Origin of the sequence: Propioniferax innocua, assembly GCF_006716235.1 — a bacterium.
Classification (GTDB): Bacteria; Actinomycetota; Actinomycetes; order Propionibacteriales; family Propionibacteriaceae; genus Propioniferax; species Propioniferax innocua.
This window is the reverse complement of sequence record NZ_VFOR01000001.1, coordinates 116,740-141,379: the sequence shown is the minus strand read 5'-3', so window position 1 is coordinate 141,379 and position 24,640 is coordinate 116,740. Positions and strand designations below refer to the sequence as shown.

At 65.4% G+C, this 24,640-nt stretch carries 17 protein-coding genes; 3 read left to right on the top strand and 14 right to left on the bottom strand.

The genetic code is table 11. The features are described 5' to 3' along the window. Positions 1–161: 161 nt before the first annotated feature. From metW to FB460_RS00635, 3 genes are read right to left on the bottom strand one after another with little or no spacing between them, the layout of a single operon-like run. On the bottom strand, positions 162–797 hold the full coding sequence (gene metW, locus FB460_RS00645) for a methionine biosynthesis protein MetW (RefSeq protein WP_142092219.1): 636 nt from the start codon (positions 795–797) through the stop codon (positions 162–164). Beyond that, positions 790–1,899, bottom strand: coding sequence for a homoserine O-acetyltransferase MetX (gene metX / locus FB460_RS00640; RefSeq protein WP_142092218.1), 1,110 nt, complete (start codon positions 1,897–1,899; stop codon positions 790–792). The genes metW and metX overlap by 8 nt, the downstream gene beginning before the upstream one ends. A gap of 50 nt (positions 1,900–1,949) precedes the next feature. Next, positions 1,950–3,014: a TDT family transporter gene (locus tag FB460_RS00635; protein ID WP_142093268.1), complete on the bottom strand. Its 1,065-nt coding sequence runs from the start codon at positions 3,012–3,014 to the stop codon at positions 1,950–1,952. 97 nt (positions 3,015–3,111) lie between these two features. On the opposite strand from FB460_RS00635, the gene FB460_RS00630 reads away from it, so the two are divergent. Beyond that, positions 3,112–3,999, top strand: coding sequence for a LysR family transcriptional regulator (locus FB460_RS00630; RefSeq protein WP_142092217.1), 888 nt, complete (start codon positions 3,112–3,114; stop codon positions 3,997–3,999). Positions 4,000–4,034: 35 nt separating this feature from the next. Here the strand turns inward: FB460_RS00630 and thpR are convergent, their stop codons facing one another. The 7 genes from thpR to FB460_RS00595 all read right to left on the bottom strand — a co-directional run bounded on the left by thpR (position 4,035) and on the right by FB460_RS00595 (position 15,357). Beyond that, positions 4,035–4,616: an RNA 2',3'-cyclic phosphodiesterase gene (thpR, locus tag FB460_RS00625; RefSeq protein ID WP_170209889.1), complete on the bottom strand. Its 582-nt coding sequence runs from the start codon at positions 4,614–4,616 to the stop codon at positions 4,035–4,037. Positions 4,617–4,687: 71 nt separating this feature from the next. Further along, on the bottom strand, positions 4,688–5,884 hold the full coding sequence (locus tag FB460_RS00620; protein ID WP_142092215.1) for a fatty acid desaturase family protein: 1,197 nt from the start codon (positions 5,882–5,884) through the stop codon (positions 4,688–4,690). A gap of 28 nt (positions 5,885–5,912) precedes the next feature. Next, positions 5,913–6,983 carry a ferredoxin reductase gene (locus FB460_RS00615; RefSeq protein WP_142092214.1) on the bottom strand — a complete coding sequence of 357 codons (1,071 nt, stop codon included), beginning with the start codon at positions 6,981–6,983 and terminating at the stop codon, positions 5,913–5,915. A 76-nt stretch (positions 6,984–7,059) separates the two neighbouring features. Continuing rightward, the gene (locus tag FB460_RS00610; RefSeq protein ID WP_142092213.1) at positions 7,060–8,376 is read right to left on the bottom strand and encodes a M1 family metallopeptidase; all 1,317 of its coding nucleotides are present in this window, start codon (positions 8,374–8,376) and stop codon (positions 7,060–7,062) included. A gap of 50 nt (positions 8,377–8,426) precedes the next feature. Further along, positions 8,427–12,305: a Pls/PosA family non-ribosomal peptide synthetase gene (locus FB460_RS00605; RefSeq protein WP_246044185.1), complete on the bottom strand. Its 3,879-nt coding sequence runs from the start codon at positions 12,303–12,305 to the stop codon at positions 8,427–8,429. A gap of 213 nt (positions 12,306–12,518) precedes the next feature. Then, positions 12,519–13,928: a DEAD/DEAH box helicase gene (locus FB460_RS00600; RefSeq protein ID WP_246044184.1), complete on the bottom strand. Its 1,410-nt coding sequence runs from the start codon at positions 13,926–13,928 to the stop codon at positions 12,519–12,521. Positions 13,929–14,142: 214 nt separating this feature from the next. Further along, positions 14,143–15,357 carry an MFS transporter gene (locus tag FB460_RS00595; RefSeq protein WP_142092211.1) on the bottom strand — a complete coding sequence of 405 codons (1,215 nt, stop codon included), beginning with the start codon at positions 15,355–15,357 and terminating at the stop codon, positions 14,143–14,145. 94 nt (positions 15,358–15,451) lie between these two features. Between FB460_RS00595 and FB460_RS00590 the strand changes: the two genes are divergently transcribed. Continuing rightward, a complete protein-coding gene (locus FB460_RS00590; protein WP_142092210.1) occupies positions 15,452–16,147 on the top strand; it encodes a TetR/AcrR family transcriptional regulator in 696 nt (231 codons plus the stop codon). Positions 16,148–16,166: 19 nt separating this feature from the next. On the opposite strand, the gene FB460_RS00585 is transcribed toward FB460_RS00590, so the two are convergent. The 4 genes from FB460_RS00585 to FB460_RS00570 form a co-directional block, all read right to left on the bottom strand. Beyond that, positions 16,167–17,054 (bottom strand): carbohydrate ABC transporter permease, encoded by an 888-nt coding sequence (locus FB460_RS00585; RefSeq protein WP_211345767.1) that lies wholly within the window; start codon positions 17,052–17,054, stop codon positions 16,167–16,169. Positions 17,055–17,070: 16 nt separating this feature from the next. Further along, entirely contained in the window at positions 17,071–17,889 is an 819-nt protein-coding gene (locus FB460_RS00580) for a carbohydrate ABC transporter permease (protein WP_142092209.1), read from the bottom strand. A gap of 92 nt (positions 17,890–17,981) precedes the next feature. Continuing rightward, positions 17,982–19,265 (bottom strand): ABC transporter substrate-binding protein, encoded by a 1,284-nt coding sequence (locus FB460_RS00575; protein WP_142092208.1) that lies wholly within the window; start codon positions 19,263–19,265, stop codon positions 17,982–17,984. A gap of 45 nt (positions 19,266–19,310) precedes the next feature. Continuing rightward, positions 19,311–20,453 (bottom strand): ABC transporter ATP-binding protein, encoded by a 1,143-nt coding sequence (locus FB460_RS00570; RefSeq protein ID WP_142092207.1) that lies wholly within the window; start codon positions 20,451–20,453, stop codon positions 19,311–19,313. Positions 20,454–20,734: 281 nt separating this feature from the next. Here FB460_RS00570 and phoA point away from each other — a divergent pair, with 281 nt between their 5' ends. Then, a complete protein-coding gene (gene phoA, locus FB460_RS00565) occupies positions 20,735–24,163 on the top strand; it encodes an alkaline phosphatase (RefSeq protein ID WP_142092206.1) in 3,429 nt (1,142 codons plus the stop codon). Positions 24,164–24,640 lie beyond the last annotated feature (477 nt).

Sequence of the window (24,640 nt, the reverse complement as noted above, 5' to 3'; positions counted from 1 at the left end):
CTACAGCGCGTAGTTTAGGGGGCTCGACAGAGGAAGTCATCTCGGGTTTCACGCGTGCCGCGTCCGATCCCGTGACATATGACACTTCGAAGGCGTCAGACGAAAAAACCTTCAGCCCAGCGGCTCGAACTCTCAACGCCGCCGACGATCCCGGCGAACTCTCAACGCCGCCGACGATCCCGGCGAAGCAGATACACCGCTGCACCAGCCCGCAGGTTCGTCGCGACCTCCCCTCGCGGCAGCGGAACACCTGCATCGGTGACGCCTATCCTGCGTTCGACCGTGTACCCCGCAGCGGCGAAGAAGTCCTCGAGGTCCTTGAGCGTCGTGTAGCGCAGGTTCGGGCTGTCATGCCAGGTGTACGGCAGCTGGCGCGACACGGGCATCCGTCCGAAGAGCACCGACACACGATTGCGCCAGAACCCGAAGTTGGGCATCGACACGATGCACCGGGTGCCGATCCGGCCCATCTCGGCAAGAACATTCGCGGGGCGCCGGATCGCCTGGAGGGTCCTGCTCAGAACGACCACGTCATACGAGTCATCGCTGAATTCCCCCAGCTCGGAGTCAAGATCGAGTTGGATCGTCGGCACGCCGCGCGCGATGGCGGTGACCAGGCGCTCGGGGTCTCCATCGACGCCGGTCCCGGTGCATCCCTTCTCATCGATGAGGTGGCGCAGAAGCGAGGCGCGCCCACAACCCAGGTCGAGCACACGGCTCCCTCGAGGAATCAGTTCGGCGACGAGGGCAAGATCCGCACGCAACTCCGAGGAAGCTGTGGTGATCGACTCAGACATACTGGACTCCTTGCAGGAACGCCCGCACGGTGGCGTGGTAATCGGGGTCGCTGAGCAGGAACGAATCGTGCCCCCATGGGCAGGAGATCTCACGGAAACTCACCGGTACCCGGGCCTGTTCCAGTTCGCGCACGATGCGTCGGGAATGCCCGGTGTCAAAACGCCAGTCGGAGTCGAACGACACCACCAGAGCCGGGATCTGCAGCTCCGCCATCATGTGGGCGGCATCGGCGTCGGCGAACGGGTCGAAATAGTCCATGCTCCGCGTCAGATACAGGTAGGTGAGGGCGTCGAAGCGGTTGAGAAAGGTACGCCCCTGATACTCGAGGTAGCTCTCCACGGCGAAATCGACGCCGAACCCATGCTTGGCATCCCCCTCCTGGAACCGACGGCCGAACTTCTCGGCCATCCCTTCCTCGGAGAGGTAGGTGATGTGGGCCATCATGCGGGCGATCGACAAGCCCATCGACGGCTGGTCACCGAGTTCGAGGTATCGCCCGTCATGGAATCCGGGGTCACGCATGATCGCCGCGCGTGCCACTGCGGAGAAGGCGATGTTCTGCGCGGTGAGGCGGCTGGAGGCTGCGATGACCGCGATGGAACGCAACTCCTCGGGGTGGCGGAGACCCCAATGGAGTGCTTGCATTCCTCCCATGGAGCCGCCGACGACCGCAGCCAGACGCTCGATCCCGAACTCCTTCATCAGGGCACGGTGCACGTTGACGTAGTCGGCCACGTGAATCTCGGGAAAGGTCAGCCCATAGCTCTCCCCCGTCGCCGGGTCGACGCTGGCAGGCCCGGTGGTGCCTCGACATCCGCCGAGCAGATTCGCACAGATCACGTGGAAACGGTCGGTGTCGATCGGCTTGCCGGGGCCGATGATCGAATCCCACCAGCCGGGTTTGGTGTCCCCTTCGCGGAGTCCGGCAGCGTGGGCGTCACCGGTGAGGGCATGGCAGATGAACACCACGTTGGAGCGGTCGGGAGCCAACTCACCGTAGCGTTCCCATGCCACATCCACCGGACCGAGGGTGGCGCCGTTGCTCATGGTCAGGGGTGCGTCGGAGGTGAACAGACGCGTGGTTCCCGATTCAGTGAGCATGCAGGCGATGCTACTGACCCGCGCGCTGCCCCATGCACCACGTCCGGCCGTCAGACGCCACCCCGCAGACTGCGCAGGCTGGCGGTGGCGCAGAGAGTCCAGGTTCCCATCAGGACCATCCAGATGGCCACGCTGACGTGTTCCATGGCCGGAAGATGGCGCGACAGATAGAGCGAGCCCAGGCTGAGCGTCCCGATCGGGAAGGTCAGCGACCACCAGACCGGCGAGAACGGCATCCGACGCACGAAGCCCCGAACAGTGAGAAATACCGCGAACAACGACAGGGGAACACCGAGCCCCAGCATTCCGGCCGCATAGCCCACGCCGACGACGTCGGCCCAGTGAGGGGCACCGAGTCGCTCGACCGACAGACCGGCGATCGCGACCGCTGCGGCGCTCGACTGGCCGACGACGCCCAGTGGGATCCATGCCGTGGGCGCCAGCGCGACAGGGATCTCCTCCACGACCGCATGGTGCCGGTACGCGATGGTGAAGATGATCCCGCCCAGCACCAGTGAGCACACGAAACACGCCATCAGGACATCGATGAAGGCCCCGGGCAGGCCCAGTTCGGATGTCAGCGTCGCCCCGGTCGTCGCACTGACCATGGGCGGCACCACGGCCAGCCCCCACGACGGGCGTGGATCCGGTGGACGCCGCCGAACGAGCCCCGCCGAGAACCCGAAGGTGCTGATCAGCCCGATGAGCGTGCCGAGACCCCAGCACGCGACGAACACCGCTTGGGCCACGTCCGCTGACTCGGCTGACCAGGCGGGGACGATCGCTCCCGTCGCCGACCCGATGGCGAGGATCCCCATCGACACCATGCCCCAGGCGGCCGACCCGACACCGGTGACCGAGTTTCGCCAGACACCGGGATCCTGACCGATGCGTCGAGCGAACGCCGCGGTGAGAGTCACCGCCAGCGACCAACCGACCACCACCAACATCCGCGATCCCCAGGCACCGAGCGGGGAGTCCCCCGCATGCAGATGCGTCAGGGTCGCCAGCATGCCGGTACCCATCACCGACCCCCACCATGGCGGCCCAGCAGGAACCCGAACGGCGCGCGGTGGCGCGTCCGGCACTACAGGTCTTTCACTCGTGGGGCGCATGGAGATGTATCGGGGCAGGGAGAGCACCTGACAACCATCAGCCACGGCGGGGACATCCGGTAGACCCCGATCTCACAGCCCGCCATATGATTCCCATATGGGACAGATGCCGGAGCTGATCGCGCTGAAGGTGCTCGTCGCCGTTGCCGATCATGGAAGCATGTCGGCCGCCGCACGTGAGGTCGGGATGGCCCAGCCCAATGCGAGTCGTTCGTTGTCGACGCTGGAGCGGCGTCTCGGGTTGCGTCTGCTGAACCGCTCCACGACCGGCTCGGTCCCCACTCCCGAGGGGTATCTGGTGGTGGAGTGGGCACGGCAGGTCCTGGACGAGGTCGACGCTCTCGTGGCCAACGCCACGGCGCTGCACGACGCCGACGGCGGGCGACTCTCGGTGGTGGCGAGTCAGACGATCGCCGAGCATCTGCTACCGGGCTGGCTGACGCGCTTCCGCTCGGTGCATCCGGAGGTACAACTGCAGGTGGGGGTCGAGAACACCGACGGAGTTCTCGCCCAGCTGCACAGTGGCGCATGCGAGATCGGGTTCATCGAGGGCCCGCTGCCCCACGGTTCGGCCCACGCGCAGATCGTGGCACACGACGAACTGGTGTTGGTGGTCTCGCCCGATCATCGGTGGGCCCAACGTGATGAGCCGATCGCAGCCGAGCAGCTTCTCGATGGCATCCTGATCACCCGTGAGAGCGGTTCGGGCACACGTCGAGTCCTGGACGACGCGCTTCCCCACCCGGTGACGCCGCAGATGGAGCTGAACAGCAACACCGCGGTCCGGGTCGCCGTGACCGCCGGGGCTGGTCCAGCCGTATTGAGTCACCTGGCCGTCAGAGATGCCCTCCGCGCAGGCCAGTTGATCGCCCTGCCGGTCGCGGGCGCATCGTTCCGTCGCCCGCTGCGGGCGGTGTGGTCCGGGCCGCAGCACCTCGGTGAACACGCGACGACGCTCGTGCGTCTTGCCTCCGAACGCGGGTGATCGCGCATCACCGGCTCGTGCCCCTGCGGGCTGAGTCAGATCGCGCGCCGCGCTTGGGCGAACGGAAACTTCTCGATGACCTCGTACCGTGCGGTGCGGCGAGGGCCCTCCCCGAGATAGGACTGGACGAGTTCCATCTCGGTCGCCTGCCAGGTGATCTCACCGAAGCCATTGAGCACGTGCATCCACCGAGTCGCATCGAACGGGTTGCGGGTCCGGGCGATCGAGAGGTGCGGGACGAACCGCGAGCCGTCGGGGCGTGCCCCGGCATGATTCGCGATCCCACGGCAGGAGCGCCCCAAGTCGGCGATCTCACGGTTTCCGGTCTCGACGCCGAGATACAGCAACCGGGCCTGGAACGGGTTCGGAAAACATCCGCCCCGTGCCAAGAGCACGGGGAAGGCCGGCGTCCGGGCCGCGAGATCACTCAGCCCCTCAACCAGCTGGTCCTGCGCCTCCGGGCTGACCTCGGCCATGAACACCGTGGTGATGTGCCACTGCTGCGGGTAGACCCACAACAGACGTGGATCGGACGCGCGGTAGGGCTCGACGAGCGAGTCGATGCGCTCGACGACATCGACAGGCGGACGAATTGCGGCAAAAAGTCTTCCCCCCATGGGAGCCATGATACGAGCTGGAGCCAGAATTCAAGGCCGATTGCGAATCATCGGCGAGGGCAGGGTGTGCGTCAGCGCCCACGTCCCAGCATCGACTGCAACCGTCCCCCAAGACCTCGCACCGATTCGCGCACCGCGTTGGTGATCGTCTCCAGTCGGGTTCGGTCCGGGTCGTGGTTCGGAGCCGACAGTCGGATGATCTTCCACCAGGCCGACCCGAGCTGCTTGTGAAGCGGGCCCGAGACATAGCGCAGCCCGTACCGATCGAACACTTCCCGGACGCGGGGCGCGGCCTCCGCATAACGGTTGGAGGGCATGTCGGGGAACAGATGATGCTCGATCTGGAACGACAGATTGCCCGTCATCACGTGCATCAGATACGGCCCCGAGATATTGGCCGAGCCGAGCATCTGACGCAGATACCAGCCACCTCGAGTCTCCCCCTCGATCGAATCGGTCTCGAAGGTCTCGACGCCCTCGGGGAAATGCCCACAGATGATGACCGAATGGGTCCAGAGGTTCCGCAACATGTTGGCGGTGAACGTCGCCGTCAGCGTCGAGAGCGCATTCGGGCCGGAGACGAGCGGATGGATGATGTAATCCTTCGCCACCTGACGCCCCAGCTTGCGGGCGGCCTCCTTCGCCTTACCGACGAACACGTCCTTCTCGACGCGCCCCTCGACGTACTCAAGCGCCTCCATGTCGTACAGCGCGATGCCGTACTCGAAGAACGCGGCGTTGAGCAGATTCACCGGTGCCTGGATCAGCGAGTACAGCGTCCACGGCTGGTCCTCGGAGACGCGCATGATGCCGTAGCCCAAGTCATTGTCACGTCCGATGACGTTGGTGTACGTGTGATGCAGTTCGTTGTGGGTGTACTGCCACTGCTTTGCCGGGGAGATGGCATCCCACTCCCAGGTGCTGGAGTGGATCTTCGGGTCCCGCATCCAGTCCCACTGCCCGTGGAGGATGTTGTGCCCGATTTCCATGTTCTCCAGCGTCTTGGCCACGGCGAGACCGGCGGTTCCCAGCACCCATGCAGCGGGGACCCTGGAGAACAGCAGGACAGCACGGCTGCTCAGCTCGATGGCCCGCTGAACGGTTATCACGGTGCGGATGTAGGCCGCGTCCCGTGCGCCGAGAGTGCTCATGATGTCGTCACGGATCTCATCTAGCTCACGCCCGAGCTCCTCGATCTGCTCCGGGGTGAGGTTGTGTGAAGTCGTCGTGGTTCCGGACGTGGCCGATGCTGCGATGGTCTGGGTCATGTGTCAGCGTCCTGTTCTGTGAGGGCGGTCAGAGATCGATGACGCAGCGGCCTGCAGCCGCTGTGATGCAGGTCTGAATTTGAACCGGATCCTCGGTCGTCTCGATGAGTTCACCGGTGCGCAGGTGACGGACCGTCCCCTCCGCCAGGGACCCCACACAGCCGAAGCAGATCCCCATACGACACCCGGAGGGCATGAGCACGTGGGACTCCTCCCCGACGTCCAGCAGGGGACGGTCTCCGGGAGCGTCGACGGTGCGCCCACTCACGCGGAAGGTCACCTCGCCCCCATCCTCGGGGTCGCCGAGGATGACCGGGCGAAAACGTTCGATGTGGAGTCGGTCCTCGATCCCGGCCTCAGCCCAATGCTCCTCGGCTTCATCGAGCATGGCTGCCGGGCCACACACCCACGCCTGCCGATCGGTCCAGTCCGGAACGAGTTCGTCAAGTTCGTCGAACCCCAGACGCTCCTGGGTATCGGTGTGCCGTTCGATCAGTCGGACACGGGGGTCCTCACCCAGAACGCGCAACTCCGGGCCGAACAACGCAGCCCGCTCGGACGCCGAACTGTGGATCATCACCACATCGGTCAGCGCATCGGCATGCCCGCGCAACATTCCCATGATGGGGGTGATGCCCGAACCGGCCGCCACGAACAACAGTTTGGGCGGCACGGCGTCGGGGAGGACGAACTCCCCTGCCGCCTGCTCGAGACTGACCAACTCGCCCACACGAGCACGGGTGCCGAGGTGGTTGCTCACCACGCCCCCCTCCACGGGCTTGACCGTGATGGTGAGCGTCCGCTCGGCGCCGGGACTGGTGATGGAGTAGGCACGCCATTGGCGTACTCCGTCCACCTGGATTCCCACTCGCACGTACTGCCCGGGCCGGTGCCCCGCCCAGTCTTTTCCTGGCCGGATGGTGACGGTGACCGCCCCGGTCGGCTCGCGCACGATCGAGGTGATCCGCCCTCGGAGCGCGGCTCCCGGGCGCAGCGGACTGAACATGTCGAGATAGTCGCCCGGGTCACGTGGCGAGGCCAGCGCACGAGCCACGCGACGAAGACCACCGACGAGGAGACTGCTCGGGGAACGGCGCATGCACCAACGCTAACCTACGGTTCCGTAGGTTACGAAAGTGGTCCGGATCCGAGACGAGGCAAGGCGCCTCGACCATTCAGCTCAGGACCGGCAGATCAGGAAGAGCGGGCTCGTGGAGCCAGGCATGGAGCGTCTCGACGACCTGATCGCCGAGTTCACCCGAGGAAGTTCGGCAGTGTTCGATGAACTGCCCAGTGGTGACGGCGCTGTCGGCCTGCAGCCGCGTCCACTCACGAAGCATCCCGAAGAACACCTCATCACCGGTGATCGACCGCACCGCATGCAGGGTGAGAGCCCCACGCTTGTACACCCAGTCGTCGAACATGGCATCCATGCCGGGATCAGCAAGGGTCACGTCTCCGAGATCCTTCGGCAGTCCGGCGTGGTGGCGGGCAGCCTGTTCCTGCACGGTCTCGCTCTCACACCAATGACGGCGATGGTCGGACCAGAGCCATTCGCTGTAGCAGGCGAAGCCCTCATGAAGCCAGATATCGGCCAGGTGCTGCCCGGTGACGAGATTGCCGAACCACTGATGTGCCAGTTCATGCGCCACGAGTCGTTCATTCTCCCAAGCCGGGGGAACGAAATTTCTGCCGAACGTGCTCAGCCCCTGGGCCTCCAGAGGGATCTCCAGATCATCCTCCACGACGACGGCCCGATACTCCGCGAAAGGGTAGGGGCCGAAACACTCGCTGAAGAAGTCCACCATCGCGCCCTGGTACTCGAACGAGGTTCCCTCCCCCACGTCGAGCCCACCGGGGTGCACGATCGACACCGGTACACCGGCGCTGCGTTCGTCCTCGACGTAGTCACCGATCTGCACCGTCGCGAGATACGGAGACATGGGTCGCCTCATCTCATAGGTCCACCGGTTGTTGCCGCCGACGCGAGTGCACTCGGTCCGCGTCCCGTTGGCGATGACGTGATAGTCGGCGTCGGCTGTCACCGTGATCCGATAGGTGGCCTTGTCTGCGGCATCGTCATTGCAGGGAAACCAGCTCGGGGCACCCTGGGGTTGCGATCCCACCATGGACCCATCGCTGAGCTCCTCCCAGCCGGCTTCACCATGGGCACCGGGGATTGGCCCCGGTTTGCCGGAGACGCGGAGGTCCAAGACGAACCTCTCCCCCGGTTCACGGCGTCCGACCTCGACGGTGACGCAGTTCGCCTTGCGTCGATAACGGGTGGGGCGACCGTCCAGGAGCACTTTGCCCACATGCAGGCCACGGAGATCCACGTCGATGCGCGGCGTCGGCTCGACGATCTCCACATGCAACTGCGCCCGTTCGTCGAGCCGATTCGTGGCGACCTTGTAGGTAAGGTCCAGCTCGTAATGTGACACCCGATAACGGGTGTCACCGTGCCCGTGCAGATACGGGTCGGGATGGTGCATACGCACTCCAATCAGAGTCAGTAAGTGGCGGAAAAGGCAAACGCTCCACCCTAGCCCTCGGCCCACGGGCCGATCGGGTTGCCGATCCACCGTGTCTTGTCCGGTGCTGCTTCGCCGCGCATCACGAGCGATCCGGGCCCCACTGTCGCATGGCGGCCGAGCGTCGCAGCCGGGAGGATGACCGAGTTCGGACCCAGCGTGGCGCCCGGGCCGAGCCGAACAGCGTCCATCGCCAAGACGCGATCGTGGAACAGGTGCGTCTGCACGACGCAGCCCCGGTTGATCGTGGCGCCGTCACCGAGCTCGATGAGATCGTGCTCGGGCAACCAATACGTCTCACACCAGACGCCACGGCCCACGGTCGAACCCATCGAACGGAAATAGAGACCGAGCAGTGCCGTGCCCGGCACCGCACGCAGCAGCCAGGGAACCGCGACCACTTCGACGAAGGCGTCAGCCAATTCACCCCGCCAGACGAAGCTGGACCACAGGGGATGCTCCGAGCTCCTCCAGCGTCCGACGAGCAACCACTTCGCCACGACGGCGATGCCGACGGCCAGGGCACCACAGACCAACAGAACAAGCCCGGAGAGCACCGCAGCCGCGCCCCAACCGAGCGTCGTGGCGAGCCACACCAGCACCGTGATGTTGAGCAGGTGCAGGCACAGATGGGCCAGGAGAGCGAAGACACGGCAGGTCTCCACCAGTCCGCGTGCGATCCGGAGCCTGGCCGGAGGTGCGTATGTGCGGGAGGCATCGACCTCGGAATGAGTGCGGCGCAGTTTCTCCGGCGGAGAGCCCACCCAGGACGATCCCGCTTTGGCCTTCTTGCGGCGTGGCGCAGCCGAGAGCACCGCAACGAGGGATTCCTTGGGAACCTTGCGCCCGGGAGCGGTCATGCCGGAGTTTCCGACGAAGGCTCCGCGACCGATCTTGACGCGTTCGATGCGCAGCCAGCCACCTCCGAGTTCATAGCCACCGATCAAGGTGTCGTCCGCGAGAAACGCGCCGGCACCGACCTTGGTCAGGCTGGGGATCATCAACACCGTGGATGCTTCTGCGTCCTTGCCGATGTGGGCTCCCAGGGCACGCAGCCACCAGGTGGTCGCTGCACCGGCGTACAGCGGGAACAGCCACGTGCGGGCCTCATCCATGAGTCGGAGTGTCGCCCACGCCTGGAGGGCGCGGACGCCCTGTGTCGGGTGGTGTCCCCCCTCGAGTCCGAGCCCCCACAGCCGCACCAGGATCAGGATCATCAGCGCCAGCGACGCATAACCGGCCAACCCCGCAAGCGGCAGCCACAGCAGAGCCGTGGTCGCTGCCGAGGCCAGCGTCGTGGTCTGGTGCAACGGCCCCCAGAGCACGGAACCGGCGATCACGATGGCGATGATCGGCAGGAGCGAGATCCCGACGCCGGTCATGGCATAGAGAGCGGTGAAGATGGGACGACTCCTGGGCCGTTTCTCCCAAGGGCCGCGCGCGTCGCCGATCCGCACGGCGGGGCAACCGGAGAACCGCCCGCCGGCCTTGACCTTGCCAAAGACGGTGGAGCCGGGTGCGATCTCGGCGGCCTTGCCGACACGAGAGCCACCCAACAACGTGGATCGGGCGCCGATGCGGGCGTTCGCCCCGATCTCGATCTCGCCGATGTGCAGGGTGGAGCCGTCGATCCAATGACCCTGAAGGTCGACCTCGGGTTCCACCGAACAGCCGTCACCGAGTTCGAGGTGACCGGTGATCGGCGGCATGGCATGCAGATCGATGTCCTTGCCCACCCGACAGCCGAGGAGCTTGGCGTACCAACGGACGATTCCGGCGCCGGCGATGAGCCCGGCCCCCGCTTCGTCGGCGAAACGTTCGGCCAACCACAGCCGCAGGTGGATCCGTCCACCACGTGGGTACTGGCCCGGCTCGACGCCGCGCAGCAGGATGCGGGCCGCAAGCGCGCTGAGTGCCAGACGCCCGGGCGAGAACACCAGGAAGAACCAGAGCACCGCCAATGCCCACCACGGCACGAGTGGAATCACGCTTCCGGGAAGATCCCAGCCAAGCGCGTCGACCGCACGCAGGCCGAGCCCGATCCAGAAAACTGCTCGCAGACCACTGATGGTCCGCAGACCCAGAAGGGCCAGGATCTGACCGGCCTGGGTCTTGGTGGGAACCGGGTGGACCTGTTCATTGAGGCGCCCCGCAGGCGTGTCCAAGTCTTCGAGCCACGCCGCGAAACCGCCGATCGTCGTGTGTTCGTACACATCGGCGACAGTGGCGTTGACATAGCGTTCACGGACGCGGGCAATGATCTGGGCAGCGGTCAATGAACCACCGCCGAGGTCGAAGAAATCTTCATCGGGGTCGGTGGGTCGGGCACCCAGCACATCGTTCCAGATGTCTGCCACCCAGGAACCGACCTCGCCGAGCGCCGAGTCATCGCCCTCTTCCTCGGGCAGGGGCCATGGGAGGGCGTCACGGTCGATCTTCCCGCTGGTGCGGGTGGGGAGGTCATCAACCACAGCCAGGCGCGGCACGAGGGCCGCCGGCATGTCGGCGCGAAGACGCTCCAGGCTCGCCGCACGGTCGAATTCGTCGTCAACAGTGAGGTACCCGACGATCAGCGAGTTGCCGCTGGCGGTCTTGCGCACCGCGGCGGCAGCACCTGCAACCCCCGGCAGTGCGAGCAGCGCAGCGTCGATCTCACCGAGTTCGATACGACGCCCACCGACCTTGACCTGGTCGTCGGCGCGTCCGCGGAACAAGAGCCCTTCGGGATCGTTGACCACCACGTCACCGGAACGGTAAGCGCGATCCCAGCCGAGCGTCGGCATGGGCGCGTACTTCTCCGCGTCTTTCTCCGGATCCAGATAACGCGCCAGCCCGACGCCGCCGATGATGAGTTCGCCACTCTCCCCCTCCGGCACCGGGTTCCCCTCGTCATCGACGACCGCGAGATCCCACCCATCGAGCGGAAGACCGATCCGAACCGGCGGTTCGCCGGTGAGCTGGGCTGCACAGGCCACGACGGTCGCCTCGGTGGGGCCGTAGGTGTTCCACACCTCACGGTTCTCATTGGCCAACCGGGCGCCGAGCTCCGGCGGGCACGCCTCACCGCCCACGATCAGGAGACGGACGCGATCCATCGCCTCGGCCGGCCACAACGACACGAGCGTCGGGACCGTGGAGACGATGGTGATGTCATTGGCGATGAGCCAGGGGCCAAGATCCATGCCCGAACGCACAAGGGAACGCGGCGCGGGAACCAGACAGGCACCATGCGCCCAGGCGAGCCAGACCTCTTCACAACTGGCGTCGAAAGCCACCGAGAGACCAGCCATGACGCGATCGCCCGGACCCAGCGGGGCCTTCTGCAGGAACAGTCGCGATTCGGCGTCGACGAACGCAGCCGCGCTGCGATGATTCACCGCCACACCCTTGGGTTTTCCAGTGGAGCCGGAGGTGAAGATCACCCAACAGTCGTCGCCGAGGTCGGGCGGGGCCGGTTCGACCGGCTGCGCGGTCGCATCGGGATCACGCGGGGTGATGACACGGTCGGCGGTGATGACCGCGGCGACGTCGGCCTCGGAGAAGACCGTGCGTGCGCGCTCGTCGGGGTCGTCTGCGTCCACCGGAACATAGGCGGCTCCAGCGAGCAGGATGCCCATGATGGAGACATACAGGTCGGCTGTCCCGGAGGGGACGCGGACGCCGACCTTGTCGCCGCGTCCGATACCGAGGTCGTTGAGGGCCGCGGCGACCTCACCGGATTCCTCGTGGAACTCGCCGTAGGTCAGCACAGTTCCACCGGCGTCCAAGGCCGGGGAGTCACCGCACTTCGCAACGGTGTCCAAGAAGATGTCGACGAGGGTCCGGGGAGAAGGTGCACGATCGCCTGCAAGAAGCGGATCCGAGAAACCGCCAGAAGTGCTGTGTGTCACGTGAGAACTCTCTCGAAACTCGAAGGGAAACGGGTTCAGGCGCGCCGAACGTGCCCCACCCCTGCGGGACACACCATCGATGAACACCATCATCGATGACATGTCCCGTCACGGGCCAAGGAACAGAATCGACACCGGGGTCGAGGAGCGCGACCAACCATCAGCGCACTCCCGTGCGACCAACCGATCAGCGCACTCCCATGCGACCATCCATCAGCGCACTCCCGTGCGACGCCGCCCCGCGCCCTGCGAAAATCCTGCGGCCCCCTTCGTCGAGCCCGACGACGCAGCGCCCGAAGAACCTCCTCGCGGTCCACGACGGCGAGAGTCGGAACGACCACGCGGATTCTGTTCCGGACGCCGTTGCCCGCCGTTCCTGGGCTTCCGCGCTCCACCACCGGACTGTTGTCCAGTTTGTGCAGGACGGTTCGGGTAGGAGATCGTCATCGCCTCATCGGCGCTCACATAGGTGCGTTCTCCGGGAACGAGCGTTTCGAGACTGGCAGCATCGGCCCCGGAGACGGTCGGCTTGATCTTGGCGGCGCGCATCAGCCCGCGCACCTCACCACGCTGGTCGTGGGTGACCAGCGTCAACACGGTACCGGCCTTGCCCGCCCGGGCGGTGCGTCCAGAACGGTGGAGGTAGGCCTTGTGTTCGGCCGGCGGATCGGCGTGTACCACCAGGTCCACGTCATCGACGTGGATGCCGCGGGCCGCGATATCGGTGGCCACAAGCGTCGAGACGCGCCCGGAGTGGAAGGCCTCCATGTTGCGGGTACGGGCGTTCTGGGCGAGGTTTCCGTGCAGGTCGACCGCGGGGATGCCCTTGTTGATGAGGACCTTGGCGAGTTTCTTCGCGCCATGCTTGGTGCGGGTGAAGAAAATGGTCTTACCCGGGGCCGCTGCAAGACCGGCGATGACGCCGTTCTTCTCCCCCGCCGAAAGCTCGATCAGATGGTGATCCATCGTCGAGACCGGCGACTCGGCCGAATCAGCCTCATGGATGACGGGCTTGTGCAGGTAACGCTTGACGAGCACGTTGATGTCGCCATCGAGCGTCGCGGAGAACAGCATGCGCTGTCCACGGGACGGAACCTTGTCGAGGATGCGCTTGACCATGGGAAGGAAGCCCATGTCGGCCATGTGGTCGGCCTCGTCGAGGATCGTGATCTCGACGGCCGACAGGTCCACCGCGCCCTGCCCCATCAGGTCGAGCAGACGCCCGGGGCAGGCCACAAGCACGTCAACGCCCTTGGCGAGGGAACGCACCTGCGGATTCTGGTTGACGCCCCCGAAAATCGTGAGGCTTTGGAGCCGCCCAGCCGCCGCGAGCGGCTTGAGGGACTCCTCGATCTGCGAGGCCAGCTCCCGCGTCGGGGCAAGGATGAGTGCTCTGGGCTGCTTGGGCGCGCGTCGACCACGCCCCTCGGTCAGTCGAGCGACCATCGGCAGCAGAAACGCGTACGTCTTGCCCGAGCCGGTACGGCCGCGGCCGAGCACATCGCGACCCGCGAGAGAATCGGGCAGCGTGGCCTGCTGGATCGGCGTCGGAGACGTGATACCACGCTCAGCGAGCGCAGCGGAGAACTGCTGGGGAACACCCAGCGAAACAAAATCAGACAAGAAAAAACCAAACTGTGGGTGTCTTGCACGGCGCGCTCGACCTGATCCATCCAAATGATGGTGCGGCGCGGCCAGCGGAGGAGAACCTCCGATCACCACTGGCCCACAGCAAGACTGGGCAGGCCAATACCGCCACGCTACACCATCGAGTCGGGTTCGGCCCGACTCGAAACATCGGCCCAGCCCAAAACGCCTAATCAGCAGCATCGGGCCCTCACCCGCGTAGCCTCGGGTGCACGAAGGCGAACATCGCCCCCAGGCCGAACAGCGCCGCGATCCCCAGGAAGGGCATATCGGCGTCGACTCCATAGAGCGCGGTGAACAGCACCGGCCCGATGGCGAAGGTCAGGCCATTGGTTGCATTGATGACACCGGCGAGTCCGCCCTGTTCATCATCGGCCACGACACCGGTCGGGCCAGCGGTGTATCCGGGCATGGCAAGGCCCAGCCCGAACCCCATCAGCGCACACCCGGCGAACATCACCCCGAGCCCCGCGTGCAGGGCCACCGACACGGCCCCGCCCAGCGCGACGAGGAAGCCGACCCGCAGCAGACGCCGTGGCCCCCAATCAAGTCTGCGGACCAGTCCACCCTGCGTCAGCATCATCACCATCGACATCGTGAACTGGAGAGCGGCTGTGATACCGGCGACCTGCCCGCCGTCGCCGATGCCGAACCTGTCCTGCACCGCGAAACCGAGAACGCTGGTTGCGGCCGAGAGCCCGAGGAAGAGGGCGAATCCAGCGACAAGGAACGGAAGGACACGGCGATCGGCGAACGAGACCCGGCGGGGTTCGGGGATCAGTGATTCGATCGGTTGCGGCCGAAAACGGGCCAGGAGCAGAACGATTCCGGCCAGCATCACGACCGGCATCACCGTCACCGGAAACATCAGCCCACCAAGCGCCGCAAGTACACCGCCGAGCACCGATCCGAGGATCGATGCCAGCCCCTGCATCGCCCCCAATGCCCCGATGGCCTTGACGCGGTCGCTCTCGGTGGCGGAGTGAGCGACGAGATGCACCTGGGCGGTCGGCGTCACCGCAGCGATCGCGCCGCCATAGATCACACCTCTGGTGAGAAGCATCCCGATGATCAACGCAGGCCCGGCGACCAAGCCGCGGGTTCCGACCCACGCGACCGCCGCGAAAGCCACCAGAGCACACAGGGCGATCGACATCGCCACGACCAACACCCGCCGCACGCCCACGCGTTGCGCCCGGCGCCCCCAGAAGGGGCTGGCGAGCATGAGCGCCACGGCCGCGCAGGAGATCGTCGCGCCGACATGCCATTCCTGCAGCCCCATGGCGCGTGAGAGCGGAGCGATCACCGGATTCAGGATCATCTGCCCCATGAAGGCCAAAGTCACCATCGCCAACAGCAGCGGACCCTGCCTCGGTCGTTCACCTCGGGAATCGATCGCCGCCATGAGCCCCTCCAAGAGTAGAACAATGATCTACAACAGAGGTAAGCCTTAGCTAAATCCCGGTCAAGCCGCTCATGGCTCCGGTTACACTCCAGCCATGACCGCCAAGGACACGTCCCGTCGGGTCGGGCTCACTCCTGAGAGAGTTGGAGCCTGTGCGCTGGCGATGACGGCGAAGAAGGGGCTCCACGGCTGGTCGATCAGGGATCTGGCAACAGAGCTCGATGTGGTCCCGTCGGTGATCTACCACTACTTCCCCACCAAGGCCGCCGTTCAGAACACCGTCACCGACCAGATCCTGGCCACGGTCGAGATGCCGGATGCCGACCTGCCGTGGCAGGAGTGGTACATGGAGATACTGCTCACCCTGCGCCGGGCGTCACTGCAGTACCACGGCGTGACGCAGAACCTCGTCGAACGCTCCGAGTCGGGCCACTTCCCGGCCGATCTACTACCCCTGTTCGAAACAGCGATCGACAAGCTCACCGCCGCCGGCTTCGGCGAGCATGTCACAACGGCCCACGCCATGATCATCAATGTGGCGATGGGCGCGATATCGGCGCGGGACCGCCAGTCCCACCTGGCCCGTCGCCGGCACGACATCGAGGCCATGCGCCAGAACCTCGCCGACCTCGCCGAACAGAGTCACGCGGTGGCGCTGATGCGTGACGAACTCCTCACTCCTCTGCTCAGCGACGAGGGGCAACAGACCAGCGAGCGTTATTTCCGGCTTCTGATCACCTCGCTGATGGAGGGCATGAGCCGGACCATGTTGGACCAGAGCGGTTCCTGACCACGTGGGCACGGGCAGGCTATTTGATCCCCGAGCGCATGAAGGACTGCACGAACTGACGCTGCATGATGATGAAGAACACCAACAGTGGCGTCACGATGATGAAGGTCCCCGCGGTCAACGACGCGTAGTCGATACCCGATTCCGGAGCCATGAACCGCACCACGCCGACGGTGACCGGACGGGCGTCATTGGTCCGTGTGGCGATCAGTGGCCACAGAAAATTGTTCCAGTGGAACGAGACCGACACCATGGCGAAGGCAGCCACGGTGGACCGGCACAGTGGCAGGTAAACATGCCACAGCACCCGAAGCCGCCCCATACCTTCCATGACAGCGGCCTCGACGAGTTCACCGGGAACGGTCTTGAACGCCTGCCGCAACAGGAAGATCGCGAATGCGCTGGCGGCATAGGGAAGCCCGACGCCGAGGAGCGTGTCGTCGAGTCCCAGTCGCGAGATCATGAAGAAATTCTCCGAGAGCATGATCTCGGGATAGATGACCAATTGGGCCAACACGACGAAGAACAGCACGTCCCGGCCGCGGAACTCGAAACGCGCGAACGCGTAGGCCGCCAGTACTCCCAGAACGACCTGTGTGGAGGTCAACCCCACCACGAGCAGGAAGCTGTTGCGCAGAAAGATCCCGAAGGGCGCAGCGTTCCAGACCCGCGTGAGGTTCTCGAAGGTCCAGCCACCCCACGGCGAGAAATCGGTGGGTGAGTCGCGAAGCGCCATCACGAGCACCAGCAGGAGGGGGAACACCCACACAAGGGCCATGCCCCAGGCCGACACGACCATCAACCGGTCCCCCAAGCTGGCTGCGGGGCGGGCCACCTGCTCCGAACTAGCCTCCGATGACGAGGCCTCGTGGTCACCGGACGAGACGGGGTCGGATATGCGATTCATGCGCGCTGGGCCTTTCTCAGCGGTAGTGGATACGTTTGTCGAGCAAGCGGATCTGGGCCACCGCAATGGTCAGCAGAATGGCCACGAGCGCCACGGTGATGGCCGCCGAATAGCCTTGGCGGAACTGGCCGAAGGCCGTCTGCCAGACGTAGTAGAGCATCAACTTCGTCGAATCAGCCGGGCCTCCTTGGGTCATCACGAACACCAGGTCGACCTGTTTGAAGGAATTTGCCGTGGCGATCACGCCGACGAACAACGTCGTCGGCATCAACAACGGCCAGGTCACCCTCCGAAAGAACATCCATGGGCCAGTACCTTCGATGCGCGCGGCTTCACGGAGTTGTGGGTCCTGGGTCAGCAGTGCCGCCAGGTAGAACAGGACGAACAGACCAGCCTGCTGCCAGATGGCAACGACCATCATGGCGCCGAGCGCCGTATCCGGTTGCCCCAACCAATTCGGCTGCGGCAACCCCACGGCGCCCAGGGCCGCGTTCAGGACGCCGAAATTGGGCTGATAGAAGTACACCCAGATGGTTCCGGCTGCCACGATGGGCAACACGGCCGGAGCCAGGAAGGAAACGCGGACCCACGCTTTGGCCCGGACGACCTTCGCACCCAGTAGCGCGAGGGCCAAGGACACGGCAACCGTGGCCGGGACCGTCACCGCCGTGTAGACGAGCTGGTTCTGGATCACCGTGTGGAACACACCGTCGTGCAACATCCTCTCGTAGTTCTTCCCCGTCAGCTCTCCCGACCGATCATGGATGCTGCGCCACGCAGCCATGATGAAGGGCAAGACGGTGAATCCGACCAGGATCACGAACGCCGGCGTCAAGGCAGCATAGGCGAAACCCGCATCAGAACGGCGGCGCCGCCGGAGGGCATCCGACGACGCCGCGCCTGACCAGGTGGCCGAGGGGGTCCGATTCACTGGTACTCGGCGAGGATCTCGTCGGCCTGCTTCTGGGCCTCTTCGAGTGTCGGCTCCACCTCGGCGCCGCCCATCACCTCTTCGATGGCGTTGGCCATCACATCAAAGACCTCCTGACGCCGGTAAGTGCCGAACTCCGGCTCGGCCACGTCCAGCTGGTCCCGTGCAGCGCCGGCCTGTGGGAACTCCTCGACGTAGCTTGCCAACGGCTCGGATTCCCACGCTTCCTCGACGGCGGCAACGTACCCGGACTCCACTCCCCAGTCCGATTGGATCTCCGGCGACGACAGGAAGCGGGCAAGCTCCACCGCTGCGTCCTGTTGGTCATCGTCGATGCCGTCCATGACGTAGAGATTTCCGCCGCCAGTGGCCGATCCGGGCTGGTCCTGAGCTGGAAGCGGAGCGACGCCGAACTCGAAATCGGCATTGTCCTTGATGTTGGTGAGCTGGCCGGTGGTCGTCCACGCGATGGCCGTGTTTCCGTTCGAGAACTCGGTGGGCAGCGTGCCCCACTCGACCGTTCCCTTCGGCTCGAGACCGTCGGCCTGCAGGTCTGCCCAGTTCTGCAGTGCAGTCGCAGTGGCCGGGTCGTCATATCCGACGTGTGCACCGCTCTCGGCGTCCCACAGCAACTCACCGTTCTGGATGACCATGCATTCGAGCATCCACACACCCCAGGTGGTGGACGGGATCTGGATTCCCCAGTCGGCACCGCCCCTGTCCTGAGCCTGCTTACCGAAATCGACCATCTCGTCCCACGTTGTGGGTGCCGTCTCCGGATCCAACCCGGCCTTCTCGAAAAGCTCCTTGTTCCAGTACATCACCACAGTGGATCGCTGGAAGGGGATGGAGGCGACGGTCCCATCGGGCAGCGTGCTGTTGAGCATGAAAGAGTCGTAGAAGCCATCGAACCATTCGGGGTCGTCGACGATCTCCTCGATGGGCTTGATGATTCCGGCATCGTGGACAGTGAGCAGTTCATGCGAGCCGAGCACCGTCAGCGCCGGCGTATTGCCCGCTTGTGCTGCCGACTGGACCGAGGCGAGCGTCTGCTCATAGTCACCCGAATAGACCGGCGTGACCTCGATGTCATCGTGCTCATCGTTGAACCTGTCGATGTAGCCGTTCATCACCGACTCCAACGGGCCCCCGACGGCGATCGGATAGTAGAAGTCGATCTCAGTGACGCCGTCGCTCGTGCCGTCACCGCCACAGGCGGTGAGCAACAATGAGGCGGCGGCCAAGGCGGCCCCTGCGCGGGTACGGATCTGTCGTTTCATGGGACTCCTCGAAGTGCTCAGCAAGTGATTGGTTGATGGTCGGGGTCAGCGGACTTCCGGCATGTGGGCCGTCGGAGCGGGATCGGCACCCGGATCACTCTGCGGAAAAGGTGACTGCTCGAGCCGACGCCGCGAGGTCCGGTCGTAGAGGTGAAGATGGTCCGCAGGTGCAGAGAGCGTGACCCTTGCGCCCTCGGCCACAGCGACATCGGGAGTGACGCGCACCATGACACGGGTGCCGTCGGCCATCTCGGTGGTGACGATTCGGTCAGCGCCAAGGAGTTCGTTGACCACGACCTCTGCGGCCCCGATCTGCACCTCATCGTCGGGGCAGGGAAGCCCCTCGCTGACCAACGAGACCCGCTCGGGGCGAACCCCAAGCAGCGTCCGACCCGCGTCGACCCCCGCAGGCAGGGGCAGCGCGCCTCCGGCGCGCCCGAATGGAGCGATGATGTTCATCGGCGGCGAACCGATGAATCGACCCACGGTGACACTGGCCGGGGCAGCATAGATCTCCGCCGGAGCCGCGAGCTGCTCCACACCCCCATCGGCCAGCATCATGACCCGGTCGGCCATCGTCATGGCTTCCACCTGATCGTGTGTGACATAGATGATGGTCAGCCCAAGGCGGCGCTGGATGCGCTTGAGTTCGATGCGCATGTCGGCCCGCAGCTTGGCGTCGAGGTTCGACAGCGGCTCGTCCATGAGAATGAGCCGTTGCCCGGAGACCAGCGCCCGGCCCAGTGCCACGCGCTGACGCTGGCCACCGGAGAGCTCGGAGGGTTTTCGGTCGAGAAGTGCGTCCAACCCCAGGAGATCAGTGGTTTCACGAAGACGGCGCCCCTGCAGGTCACGCGGCTCCCGACGCGATTTCAGCCCGAAGAGGATGTTCTCCCGCACGTCGAGGTGCGGGAACAGCGCATAGTTCTGGAACACCATGGCCAGCTCGCGGCGCTCGGGGGCGGTACCGGTCACGTCTGCTCCATTGATGTGGATGGACCCACTCGTGGGCGCCTCGAGCCCCGAAATGATGCGCAGAAGCGTCGACTTGCCGCATCCGGACGGCCCCAGAATGGCCAAGAACTCCCCATCGGCGACATCGGTGTCGATCCCGCTCAGCACGGCGACCTGCCCGCCCCTGCGCGAGGGAAAGGACTTCCGGACATCGCGTAGCACCACGCTCGACACGGGCTTCTCCATCTTCTCCAGCGTTCACACGTCTGACTGGCCACTCTACGAAAACGATTCTTAACAACATGTGAACGGTGGCCATCGTGCGAGGAAACGAGGCTCGAACAGTTGAAGGTCCCTCCTCGAAAGACTCCGGAACGCGCTCGCCACAGATGATCCGAGCATCGATTTCGAACCTTCTCTGATCCGGTTAACCCTTTGGACACCTAATTTCAACCACTCGGTGACATTCATACTGTCTGATCAGAGGGCCCGACCGGTTCAAGGGAAAGGACACCATGAAGTCTCCACGGTCACGGCGCAGCGTCGCATCTCTTGCGACACTGGCCGTCACAGCCGTCCTCAGTTCGATGTCTCTGTTCAATCCGCTGGCCTCCGCCGCTGAAGGCGACACCACACGGGGCTACAACGGCCCCGAAGACTGCGTGGCCATTGACGGCGACGGGAATGTCGTCGCCCCCGGCCCCGGTGACTGCGCCCAATTCGGGAAAGAAGGCCAGGGGCGGACCGATGAGACCGCCCGCAACGTGATCCTCATCATCGGCGATGGCATGGGTCAGCAGGAGATCACTGCTGCACGCAACTACCTCGAGGGGGCCGCCGGCCGCTTCGAGGGCATCGACGAGCTCACCAGCGAAGGGCAGTACACACATCACTCGGTCAACCGCGACGGGTCGATCAACTACGTGACCGATTCCGCCGCTTCGGGTACGGCCTGGGCGACCGGCACCAAGACCTACAACGGTGCCGTCGGTGTTCAGATCGACGGCACCCCGGTGCCCAACCTGATCGAGCTGGCCAAGCTCGGTGGCATGCGCACCGGCAACGTCACCACCTCCGAGATCCAGGACGCCACCCCGGCGGCCATGGGAGCCCACGCCCTGAATCGCAAGTGCTACGGCCCGGAGAACACCGAGGAGGCGAACGGTCGCTGCTTCGGTGAGGAGTATGACGCCCAGTACCGCGAGAACGGCGGCCTCGGGTCCATCTCCGAACAGCTCATCGACACCCGCGCCGATGTGACCCTCGGTGGCGGTTCGGCGGCCTTCGAGCAGGTCGTCCAAGAAGGCGGTCCCGGGCGGAACCCGTACCTGACCGCAGACGAGGGCCATACACAGACCGAGTGGACCGAGGGTGACACCGTTCTGGAGAACGCCGAGAACAACGGATTCCAGGTGGCCACCGACGCCGACGAACTGTCGGCCATCACCGAAGCGGATCAGGACAAGCCCGTGCTGGGGCTGTTCGCCGAGGGCAACATGGCCACTCGCTTCGAACCGCACCTCGCCAGCGTCGGCGGCGCTCACGATGAGCCCGTCCAGTGCACCCCTCAGGACACCGGCGACGAACCGGATCTGTCGCAGATGACCGACAAGGCCATCGAGTTGCTGGATGATCCCGAGGCCGAGGAGGGCTTCTTCCTCCAGATCGAGTCGGCGTCGATCGACAAGTCGGCCCATGGTGCGGACATCTGCGGTCAGATCGGTGAAACCGAGCGCCTCGACGAGGTCACCAAGGCTGCCCTTGACTTCGCCAAGGAGGATGGCGACACCCTCGTGGTGGTGACCGCCGACCATTCGCACAGCACTCAGATCGTCTATGACGACGCCGACAGTGTTTCGGCCACCGCGCGTCTGGAGACCGCCGACGGCACCCCCATGACGGTCGCCTACGGCACCATCCCCGCCGATGAGGCTGGCGAGAGCTCGACCCAGCACACCGGCGCCCAGCTCCGTGTGGCCGCATATGGCCCGGGTGAGGAGAACGTTCTGGGCCAGACCGACCAGACGGACCTCTTCTACACCATGCTCAGTGCCCTCGATCTCAACCCCGACAAATCCGACGGGGCCAGTGATGCGGGTCTGGCCAAGCCGGTCGCGGCGTCGAATCCGGCCGAGACCTGCTTCCGGGTGGATGCCAACGGCAACATGGTCGCTCCCCTACCCGGTGACTGCGCCCAGTACGGCACCGAGGGCGAGCAGCGCTCCGACGAGCAGGCCAAGAACATGATCCTGTTCATCGGTGACGGCATGGGCGACTCGGAGATCACCTCGGCGCGCAACTACCTCTATGGCGCCAATGGACGTCTGCCCGGCGTCGATGCACTGCCCTACACCGGCTCGTACACCCACTACGCGCTGAACCCGGAGACTGGGCTCCCCGACTACGTCACCGACTCGGCGGCCTCGGGCACCGGATGGGCCACCGGCACCAAGACCTACAACGGTGGTATCGGCATCGGGCTCGATGGCACCCCGCACGCCAACCTGCTGGAGATGGCCAAAGCCGCCGGTATGAAGACCGGCAATGTCACCACCTCCGAGATCCAGGACGCCACCGCGGCCGTCATGGGCGCCCATGCGGTGAACCGCAAGTGCTACGGGCCGGAGAACACCGAGGAGGCCAACCCGCGCTGCACCGGCGGCGAGTTCGACGCCCAGTACCGCGAGAACGGCGGCCTCGGGTCCATCTCCGAACAGCTCATCGACACCCGCGCCGACATCACGCTCGGCGGTGGATCGGCGGCCTTCGAGCAGACCGTCCAGGTCAGCGGTGAAGCCGGCGACAACACCTGGACCGAGGGTGACACCGTGCTGGAGAACGCCGAGGCCAACGGGTTCCAGGTGGTCACGAACAAGGCCGAGCTCGAAGCTGCGACCGGTTCGGCCGAGGCCGAGGGCATCTCGCTGCGTCAGGCCGATCCCGAGGGCCCGATCCTCGGGCTGTTCGACGAGGGCAACCTGCCCCGCAACTTCCTGGAGACGGTGCCGACCACCGATGGTGCCATGCAGGATCCTGCACGCTGTGAGAAGAACCCCGAACGCACCGAGGACGTGCCGACCCTGGCCGACATGACCTCGGCGGCATTGAACGTCCTGCCCAACGAGGAGGGCTTCTTCCTGCAGGTGGAGGGTGCCTCGATCGACAAGGCCGACCACGCATCCGACATCTGTGGCCAGATCGGCGAACTCGATGACCTCGATCAGGCCGTGCAGGTGGCACGGGACTGGGTGGCCGAATCCGGTGAGCCCACGCTCATCGTCGTGACCGCCGACCACGCCCACACCTCGCAGATCGTCTACAACGACGCCGAGACCGCTGGTCTGGTCACGAAGCTGACCACGGCCGACGGTGCTCCGATGAGCGTGAACTACGCGACTGCGTCGGACAATGAGGGTGCTTCCTCGACGCATACCGGTGCACAGTTGCGCATCGCTGCCGAGGGACCGTCGGCCGAGAACGTCATCGGCTTCACCGACCAGACCGACCTGCACTTCACCGTGGTGAATGCGCTCGGTCTCGACACCGACGTGGAACCGGGTGTGCCGTTCACTCCTGCCGAGGAGCCCGGTGATGATCCGACCACGCCGGCTCCGGCACCGGAGGATCCCGAGTCACCGGCGCCTCAGCCGGAGGAGCCCGGTGATCCGGCTCCCGAGCCCGAGGATCCCAGCGATCCGGCTCCTGCGCCCGGCGAACCGGGCCAGCCCGGTGAACCTGGTGAGTCCGACCCTGATTCCGACGAGGAAGCAGGTGCGCCCGGTCCGGGCGAACGGCCCGGCGCCCCCGAAGGCGGCAAGGGTCCCGGAGGACTGCCCAACACCGGTGCCGGAGACGCTGCCGGCCTCGCCATGGCCGTGGGGGTCGCCGCGATGCTGGGGCTGGCGGCCACCAGCGTCCTGCGTCGCCGCAGCCGTCAGCGGTGAGTTGAAACCCGCGATACTTCGCCGAAGGTGAGCATCGCGGCACGGTGAAGGTCCCGGTGAAGCAGCCACGCTTCGCCGGGACCTTCGCATTCAGCGACGCAGACCCTCAGCGCGGGTGTGGACCCTGCCGGCCGTTCGGTCAGTTGTCGCTACACCAAGGCCAACGCCGACGAGATCTTCCGGTCGCGGACCCACACGACGCGCGAGCTCGGGCTGACTCTGGCCGCCTGCGACAACCCGCCTCCGGTGTGGCTCAACTCGAACACGGGCACGATCTATGCCGATTCACGGCACAGCCCTCAGGATAAGAGCACGGCGAAATCGGTGATGGGTTCTCGGTGGAAGTCGCACGGGCCTGGGAGCGAGAACTCTGGGAGGCCCCCACCCCCGTCCGCAAGATCGCACTGCGGACCTCGCCACACGAACGCCCCGCGGGCTCCTGCGCGTGCAGCTGGGCTGACGCGGCGAAACGGTCGA

Coding starts and splice junctions, on each gene's coding strand:
- FB460_RS00595 (WP_142092211.1), bottom strand. CDS start 15,357: ATGGCGGCGATCGATTCCCGAGGTGAACGACCGAGGCAGGGTCCGCTG.
- FB460_RS00575 (WP_142092208.1), bottom strand. CDS start 19,265: ATGAAACGACAGATCCGTACCCGCGCAGGGGCCGCCTTGGCCGCCGCC.
- FB460_RS00590 (WP_142092210.1), top strand. CDS start 15,452: ATGACCGCCAAGGACACGTCCCGTCGGGTCGGGCTCACTCCTGAGAGA.
- FB460_RS00615 (WP_142092214.1), bottom strand. CDS start 6,983: ATGCGCCGTTCCCCGAGCAGTCTCCTCGTCGGTGGTCTTCGTCGCGTG.
- FB460_RS00610 (WP_142092213.1), bottom strand. CDS start 8,376: ATGCACCATCCCGACCCGTATCTGCACGGGCACGGTGACACCCGTTAT.
- FB460_RS00635 (WP_142093268.1), bottom strand. CDS start 3,014: ATGCGCCCCACGAGTGAAAGACCTGTAGTGCCGGACGCGCCACCGCGC.
- metW (WP_142092219.1), bottom strand. CDS start 797: ATGTCTGAGTCGATCACCACAGCTTCCTCGGAGTTGCGTGCGGATCTT.
- FB460_RS00585 (WP_211345767.1), bottom strand. CDS start 17,054: ATGAATCGCATATCCGACCCCGTCTCGTCCGGTGACCACGAGGCCTCG.
- thpR (WP_170209889.1), bottom strand. CDS start 4,616: ATGGGGGGAAGACTTTTTGCCGCAATTCGTCCGCCTGTCGATGTCGTC.
- phoA (WP_142092206.1), top strand. CDS start 20,735: ATGAAGTCTCCACGGTCACGGCGCAGCGTCGCATCTCTTGCGACACTG.
- FB460_RS00620 (WP_142092215.1), bottom strand. CDS start 5,884: ATGACCCAGACCATCGCAGCATCGGCCACGTCCGGAACCACGACGACT.
- FB460_RS00630 (WP_142092217.1), top strand. CDS start 3,112: ATGGGACAGATGCCGGAGCTGATCGCGCTGAAGGTGCTCGTCGCCGTT.
- metX (WP_142092218.1), bottom strand. CDS start 1,899: ATGCTCACTGAATCGGGAACCACGCGTCTGTTCACCTCCGACGCACCC.